The organism is Streptomyces sp. CLV115 (assembly GCF_038448545.1).
Taxonomy (GTDB): Bacteria; Actinomycetota; Actinomycetes; order Streptomycetales; family Streptomycetaceae; genus Streptomyces; species Streptomyces sanglieri.
Genome location: NZ_JBCEWQ010000252.1, coordinates 1 through 7224, shown reverse-complemented (window position 1 = coordinate 7224; position 7224 = coordinate 1). Strand labels below are relative to the sequence as shown.

The following is a 7224-nucleotide window of genomic DNA, read 5'->3' as shown; positions in this document are numbered from 1 at the left end:
GCCCCGGACGTGACCCTCCCACCGCTCCTCCCCGGCCTCCTACCGGGCCTGGGGATCAACGGCGAGGACCTGAAGAACGACTAGCGCCACCTCGTACGCGGAGGGGGACGGGCTCACCGGGTCCGTCCCCCTCCGCGTGCCGTACGCCCACGCGTACCGGCACCGCCCTCAGAAGAACACCGACCGCCGCTGCACCAGCAGCTTGTACAGCGTGTGCTGGATCTGTTCCCGCACCTGATCCGTCAGGTTGAACATCAGCATCGGATCCTCCGCCGCCTCCACCGGATACCCGGTGGTGGAGATCGGCTCCCCGAACTGGATCGTCCACTTCGTCGGCAGCGGCACCGCCCCGAGCGGCCCGAGCCACGGGAACGTCGGCGTGACCGGGAAGTACGGGAAGCCCAGCAGCCGCGCCAGCGTCTTCGAGTTGCCGATCATCGGGTAGATCTCCTCCGCCCCCACGATCGAGCACGGAATGATCGGCACCCCGGCCCGCAGCGCCGTGGACACGAAGCCGCCCCGCCCGAAGCGCTGCAACTTGTACCGCTCCCCGAACGGCTTCCCGATGCCCTTGAACCCCTCCGGCATCACTCCGACGACCTCACCCCGCCGCAGCAGCCGCTCCGCGTCCTCCGCACAGGCCAGCGTGTGCCCGGCCTTGCGGGCCAGCTCGTTCACCACCGGCAGCATGAAGACGAGATCGGCGGCGAGCAGCCGCAGATGCCTGCCCGCCGGATGGTTGTCGTGCACCGCGACCTGGAGCATCAGCCCGTCCAGCGGAAGCGTCCCCGAGTGGTTGGACACGATGAGCGCCCCGCCCTCGGACGGGATGTTCTCGATGCCCTTCACCTCGACCCGGAAGTACTTCTCGTACACCGGCCGGAGCATCGACATCAGGACCTGATCGGTCAGCTCCTCGTCGTAGCCGAACTCGTCGACGTCGTACTCACCGGTGACCCGCCGCCGCAGGAACGCGAGTCCGCCGGCGATCCGCCGGTCCCAGCCGCCGCGCCCGTCGGACTCCACGCCCGGCTGCCCGGCCCGCTGAGGCTCCTGGGGCTGCTTCGAGGCGTCCTGCTGCCCGGGCAGGGCGCTCACGGCCGCGGTCCCCACCGCGGAGGCCGCCGTGGGCCCCCGGCCACCGCCCCCCGAGGGCCGGCGCCGTGCGGGGCGCGCCGAACCGCCCGTCCGCGAACGGTCGTCGTCGAACGGAATGACCTTGGCATCCGCCATCGTCGATGCGCTCCTCTACCTGGCGCTGGGGGCCGGCTCGGTGTCGCCGGCCCCGGTGATCCCCGCGGCGTCGCCGCCCGCCGCGGCGAACGGCATCGCGGCCAGTCGGTCGACGGCCCTGCCCACCGCCTCGGGCGGCAGCAGTCCGGGCCCCTGACTGCCGGCGAACTCCGCGAACGTCTCCGCGGTACTGAACCGGGGGTGGAAGCCGAGAGTCTCGCGCATCTGCACGGTGGAGACCACCCGGCCGTGGGTGAGCAGCCGGATCTGCTCCGGCGAGAAGTCCGTCATGCCGACCGTACGCAGCGCCTGGCCGACCCAGGTGACCGCGGGCAGCAGCAACGGCATCGTCGGCCGCCCCAGCCGCCGCGAGCACTGCGAGAGCAGCAGCACCCCGTCCCCGGCGATGTTGAACGTGCCGCTGTTCAGCGTCCCGCGCCGCGGCTCGCCGGACGCGACGCCCAGGACGTCGACGACATCGTCCTCGTGCACGAACTGAAGCCTCGGGTCGTATCCGAACACCGTCGGCAGCACGGGCAGCGACAGATAGTCGGCCAGCGGCGAATCGGCCTGCGGTCCGAGGATGTTCGCGAACCTGAGCACGCACACGGCCACATCCGGCCTGCGGCGCGCGAAGCCCCGTACGTACCCCTCGACCTCCACCGTGTCCTTGGCGAAGCCCCCGCTGGGCAGGGACTTGGGCGGGGTGGTCTCGGTGAAGACCGCCGGGTCGCGGGGTGCCGAGCCGTACACGTTCGTACTGGACTTGACCACCAGCCGCCGCACACCGGCCGCCTTCTGGCAGGCGCCCAGCAGCTGCATGGTGCCGATGACGTTGGTCTCCTTGACCGTCGTCCGGCCGCCCGTGCCGACCGCCTTGGCCGAGACGTCCAGATGCACCACCGTGTCGACGGAGTGCTCGGCGAGGACTCTCGCGATCGCGGGCTGGCGGATGTCCGCCGTCACGAAAACGGCGTCGCCCAGCCCGTGTCCGGGCGCGACCGCGTCGACGGCGATCACCCGGTCCACACCCGGATCACGCTGGATGCGCCGCACGAAGCGGCCGCCCAGCTGCCGGGCCGCTCCCGTGACCAGCACGACCTTCCCCAAGATCAGCGCCTTCCGTCGAAAGGTTTCCCCTGGCCGTCACCGTAGCGGGTGGATGTTGCCCTGTGACGACCGCGCGGCGGCCTTCCCACAAGTCTTTGGCCCGAATGCGGGCGGCCACCGCGGAGACCGCCGGTGCGACCGCCCCCGCAAACGCACCGCAGCCCTCCCGCCGGAACGGCGGGAGGGCTGCGGTTTCACGAACAGCGTTCGCTTACTTCTTGTTGCGACGCTGAACGCGCGTGCGCTTGAGCAGCTTGCGGTGCTTCTTCTTGGCCATCCGCTTGCGCCGCTTCTTGATAACAGAGCCCACGACTACCCTCGCTCACTTCTTCTTCACTGGTGCGGGGCGTCTGGGCCCACACGACCTACGTCGGCCTAGCCTACCCGCCAGCGCGTGAGGGGCGTAATCCGAGGTGAACCTCAGGCGGACTCCACCCCCACAAAGGACTCGCGGAGATACTCGTGAACCGCTTGCTCCGGAACCCGGAAGGACCTGCCCACCCGGATCGCCGGCAGATGACCGCTGTGCACCAAGCGGTACACGGTCATCTTCGACACTCTCATGACCGAGGCGACTTCCGCCACGGTCAGAAACTTGACCTCGTTGAGAGGCCTCTCGCTGCCAGCAGCCATGACCCACCTGTACCTTCCGCACGAGACGCCCACCGGCTTCCCCTCCGGTGACTCTTCGTCGTTGTGCGCTCACTCCCCAGATTAGGGGCGGGTGATGCGAGTGGGGAAGAGGTGAGACGATCGGCCGCCTACCGTGACAGAAACGCCCGATTGAGTACATAGCGCGTCAGCGGCCGGTAGTACGCGGACGGCACCCCGTCGTCGAGCGGCACGGTGACAGCCACCCGCCCCTCAGCCTCTCCGACGAACAGCGCGGGGTCGTCCGTATCGGCGAGACCGATCGCCTCAATACCCAGCTGACCTGCCCCGCAGACCCAGCCGTGGTCCCCGACGACCAGTTCCGGCAGCCGCCCCCGACCCTCCGCCGCCGCTTCCAGGACGACCCTGACCGGCAACGGGGAATGGGTATGTGCGCCGGTGTCACCACCGCGCGACCGCACGCCGGGTTCGCGCACCATCGCGACTCCCCGTACGTAGTCGAGGCTGCACGTGCGTACGCCGAACCTGGTCGTTATGTCGATACATCGCCCCTGCGCGGGGGTGAGTACGGAGCACCCCGCCGCCGACATGGCGTCTGCCAGCGCTGCGTAGAACCCGAGCAGCCGGTGCGGATGACCGGTCCCGAACAGCACCGGCGCCTGCCGGACCGCGGCATGCGCGAGCCGCTCGGCAAAAGCGTCCAGACCCGCCAGGGTCCGCTCCGGATCGATCACATCCGGTCCCGAGACATGAGCGGGATCGTCCGAGACCCCGCACCTGTCGGCCATCAGCCGGAGCAGATCCTGCTCCGCCCAGCCCCGCCCGGGGTCGAGACCGAGCGTCACCCGCGGATCCCGGGCCGCGAAGAGCCGATAGCTCCGCAGACTCACCTCCCGCGAGGTGGCCACGGGCCCGGCCAGCCGGGCCGCCAGCAGATGCGCACGCAGCGCTCCGGTGCTCAACACCCCACGATGCTCCCCCAATCACCCGGACGGAGGGCCGGAAGCCCGGCTACGCCCCACAGTTGGCGTAACCATTACGCGCCACCGCACGGAAACGGCCGCATCGCGACCGCCCCCGCCCGGCTCAGGCCAGCAGCCCCCGCAGGGGGAACGCCGCCCGCCGCGTCGCCCGCACCGCCTGGTCCAGCCGGTCCGCGGGGTCGTACCCCTCCTCCCACGACTTCCAGGAAGGCGTACGGCCGTCCGTCATCCGGGCCGGCCCCAACTGCCGCGTCCGCGCGTAGACCTCGTCCCGCCACGACGACGGGATCACCGACTCCGGATCCACCGGCGCGTGCGCGGCGATCCCCACCAGATGCGTCCAGGACCGCGGCACCACATCGACCACCGCGTAGCCGCCCCCGCCGAGCGCCACCCAGCGACCGCCCTCCACGTGCTCGTGGACGAGGTCGTGACAGGCCGACATCACCGCGCGCTGCGCGTCCAGCGACACCGCGAGATGGGCGAGCGGGTCCTCGAAATGCGTATCGGCCCCGTGCTGGCTCACCAGCACCTGCGGCCGGAAGTCCGCCAGCAGCTCCGGCACCACCGCATGGAACGCCCGCAGCCACCCCGCGTCCCCCGTACCGGCCGGCAGCGCCACATTCACCGCGCTGCCCTCACCCGCCCCGGAGCCGGTCTCCTCGGGCCAGCCGGTCTGCGGGAAGAGCGTCCGCGGGTGCTCGTGCAGCGAGATGGTCAGGACCCGCGGGTCCTCCCAGAAGGCCGCCTGCACCCCGTCCCCGTGGTGCACATCCACATCGACGTACGCGACCCGTTCGGCACCCAGCTCCAGCATCCGCGCGATGGCGAGCGCCGGGTCGTTGTAGACGCAGAACCCCGCCGCGCCGCCCGGCATGGCATGGTGCAGCCCGCCCGTGAAATTCACGGCGTGCGCGGTGTCCCCGCGCCACACCGCCTCGGCCGCCGCCACCGACTGCCCGGCGATCAGCGCCGAGGCCTCGTGCATCCCGGTGAACGCCGGATCGTCCACGGTCCCGAGCCCGTACTTCTGGTCGGCGTGCCTCGGATCCGCCGAGGCGGCGCGGACCGCGGCCACATAGTCCTCGCGGTGCACCAGCCGCAGCGTGGAATCCCCGGCGGGCTTGGCCGACACCACGTCCACCGCGCCGTCGAGCCCGAACGCCCGGACCAGCCCCATGGTCAGGGCGAGCCTGACGGGGTCCATCGGATGACTTTCCCCGAAGTCGTATCCCGTTACTGCGTCATCCCACATCAACTGTGCGCGGCCGCTCATGCCCGCCACCGTATCGGGCGGGCTCCGTGCCGAACGACTTGGCGTACACCAGGGTCGCGAGCACCAGCACCATGGGTACGAGCATCGCCCCGCGGTAGCTCCAGGCGTCCCCGAGCGCCCCCACCAACGGCGATCCCACCAGGAATCCCACGTAGTTGAAGACGTTCAGCCGAGCGATGGCCGTATCGCTCGCCCCGGGGAACATCCGCCCGGCGGCGGCGAAGGTCTGCGGCACGATCACGCAGAGCCCGAGCCCGAGCATGGTGAATCCGAGCATCCCGATCCACGCCCCACCGGCCACCGCCACCACGGCGAACCCGGCGGCGGCCAGCACACTCCCGAACCGCACCACGGCCACGGCCCCGAACCGCCGCACCCCGAGGTCCCCCACGGCCCGCCCCAGCAGGGTCGTCACCATGTAGACGTTGTACGGCACGGTCGACAGCTGCTCCGAGCTCCCCAGCACGTCCTGCAGATACTTGGCGCTCCAGTTGGAGACCGTCGAGTCCCCGATGTACGCGAAGCTCATCACCAGACAGAGCGGCATCAGCAGCTTGAAGGAGACCGAGGCCGCCCCCTTGCCCTGCGCCTCGCCGGTCTCCGAGTCCGGCTCCGCGCCCTCGGCGTACCACCGGCTCCCGATGAACGCGACGGGCAGCAGCACGACGACCGCCGGCAGATAGGAGACCAGCAGCGAGAGGTCCCAGTGCGCCCCGGCCCAGGCCATGGACGCCCCGGCGATCCCGCCCAGGCTGTACGCGGCGTGGAACCCGAGCATGATGGATCGCCCGTAGGCCCGCTGGAGGCTGACGCCCATCATGTTCATGGAGGCGTCGAGCGCCCCGACGGACAGCCCGAACACGCCCAGCGCCAGGGCCGCCTCCCACAGCGCGTTCCCGGCGCCGGCTCCGAGCAGCGCGAGCATCACGACGGGCTGCGCCCACCTGAGCACGACCCTGGGCCGCACCCGCACGACCACCTTCTCGGTGACCACGCTGCCGACTCCGGCCAGGATGGGCACCGCGGCCAGGAAGACGGGCAGCAGCCCGTCGGATATCCCGTACCGGTCCTGAATGGCGGGAATCCGCGTCACCAGCAGAGCGAAGGTGACTCCCTGCACGAAGAAACTCACCGCGAGGGAGGCCCTGCCGTGGCGCAAACGAGCATCTGTCATGGCCGCGAGCGTAAGGCCAGTTTCTACCCGTGGGTAGATGGATCAGGCCAGCAATTCCCGGAGTTGACTCATGTCGGAGAAATGCCCGGTGACCCCGGAGAGCCGGTCCGCCGGCATCATCGACGTAAACCCGTACACATCCATCCCGGCGGCCCTGGCCGCCTCCACTCCGAGCGGGCTGTCCTCGATGACGACGCAGCGCTCGGGAGGTACGCCCATGCGTTCGGCGGCGCGCAGGTACAGGTCGGGCGCCGGCTTTCCCCGCCCGACGTCCTCCGAGCTGAAGATCCACTCTTCCTCGAACCACTGGTCGAGCCCGGTCCTGCGATGCCCGACCCGGATCCGCTCGTGGCTGCCGGAGGATGCCACGCAGTACGGAATCCCGTCGGCCACGAGCTTCCCCAGTACGTCCTCGACCCCGGCCACCGGTTCCAGCTCCTGCTCGAACGCGGCGAAGATCCGCGAGTGGAGCGTCTCGTCGAAGTCCGCGGGCAGCTTCTCCCCGGTCCGTTCCTCGACGAGATCGTGCACCCGGTGCACGGCGGCCCCCATGTAGTCCCGAAGGCACTCCTGGTACGAGGTGGGGTGACCGAGCTCCGTGAGGTACTCGGCCAGGATGGTGTTGGAGATCGGCTCGCTGTCCACGAGCACACCGTCGTTGTCGAAGATGACCAGTTCGTAGCGCATGGTTCGAGCCTAGACGTTCGGAAACGCAGAAAAGCCCCGTGTCCACAAGGACACGGGGCTTTCCCGTAAAAGGAGTTCGGCGGCGTCCTACTCTCCCACAGGGTCCCCCCTGCAGTACCATCGGCGCTGAAAGGCTTAGCTTCCGGGTT

Annotated in this window: 8 protein-coding genes and 1 rRNA gene; all 9 read right to left on the bottom strand. The window is 70.1% G+C overall.

Going from position 1 to position 7224, the window contains the following annotated elements:
* Positions 1–168: 168 nt before the first annotated feature.
* A complete protein-coding gene (locus AADR41_RS40315) occupies positions 169–1233 on the bottom strand; it encodes a lysophospholipid acyltransferase family protein (RefSeq protein WP_342287285.1) in 1065 nt (354 codons plus the stop codon).
* A gap of 15 nt (positions 1234–1248) precedes the next feature.
* Positions 1249–2343 carry an NAD-dependent epimerase/dehydratase family protein gene (locus tag AADR41_RS40310; RefSeq protein WP_342287284.1) on the bottom strand — a complete coding sequence of 365 codons (1095 nt, stop codon included), beginning with the start codon at positions 2341–2343 and terminating at the stop codon, positions 1249–1251.
* Positions 2344–2554: 211 nt separating this feature from the next.
* Entirely contained in the window at positions 2555–2653 is a 99-nt protein-coding gene (locus AADR41_RS40305) for a 30S ribosomal protein bS22 (RefSeq protein WP_003948845.1), read from the bottom strand.
* Positions 2654–2763: 110 nt separating this feature from the next.
* Positions 2764–2976 carry a helix-turn-helix domain-containing protein gene (locus AADR41_RS40300; RefSeq protein WP_014046653.1) on the bottom strand — a complete coding sequence of 71 codons (213 nt, stop codon included), beginning with the start codon at positions 2974–2976 and terminating at the stop codon, positions 2764–2766.
* 128 nt (positions 2977–3104) lie between these two features.
* Positions 3105–3920: a phosphatase gene (locus AADR41_RS40295; protein WP_342287282.1), complete on the bottom strand. Its 816-nt coding sequence runs from the start codon at positions 3918–3920 to the stop codon at positions 3105–3107.
* 121 nt (positions 3921–4041) lie between these two features.
* Positions 4042–5214, bottom strand: coding sequence for an acetoin utilization protein AcuC (locus AADR41_RS40290; RefSeq protein ID WP_342287281.1), 1173 nt, complete (start codon positions 5212–5214; stop codon positions 4042–4044).
* On the bottom strand, positions 5183–6388 hold the full coding sequence (locus tag AADR41_RS40285) for an MFS transporter (protein WP_342287280.1): 1206 nt from the start codon (positions 6386–6388) through the stop codon (positions 5183–5185). Before AADR41_RS40285 ends, AADR41_RS40290 begins: the two co-directional genes overlap by 32 nt.
* A 42-nt stretch (positions 6389–6430) precedes the next feature.
* Positions 6431–7075: an HAD family hydrolase gene (locus tag AADR41_RS40280; protein ID WP_342287279.1), complete on the bottom strand. Its 645-nt coding sequence runs from the start codon at positions 7073–7075 to the stop codon at positions 6431–6433.
* Positions 7076–7149: 74 nt separating this feature from the next.
* Positions 7150–7224, bottom strand: a 5S ribosomal RNA gene (gene rrf / locus AADR41_RS40275); the annotation flags it as partial.

Excerpts from the sequence above, each read along its gene's own strand:
- AADR41_RS40315 (WP_342287285.1), bottom strand. The coding sequence starts at position 1,233 with ATGGCGGATGCCAAGGTCATTCCGTTCGACGACGACCGTTCGCGGACG.
- AADR41_RS40300 (WP_014046653.1), bottom strand. The coding sequence starts at position 2,976 with ATGGCTGCTGGCAGCGAGAGGCCTCTCAACGAGGTCAAGTTTCTGACC.
- AADR41_RS40290 (WP_342287281.1), bottom strand. The coding sequence starts at position 5,214 with ATGAGCGGCCGCGCACAGTTGATGTGGGATGACGCAGTAACGGGATAC.
- AADR41_RS40285 (WP_342287280.1), bottom strand. The coding sequence starts at position 6,388 with ATGACAGATGCTCGTTTGCGCCACGGCAGGGCCTCCCTCGCGGTGAGT.
- AADR41_RS40280 (WP_342287279.1), bottom strand. The coding sequence starts at position 7,075 with ATGCGCTACGAACTGGTCATCTTCGACAACGACGGTGTGCTCGTGGAC.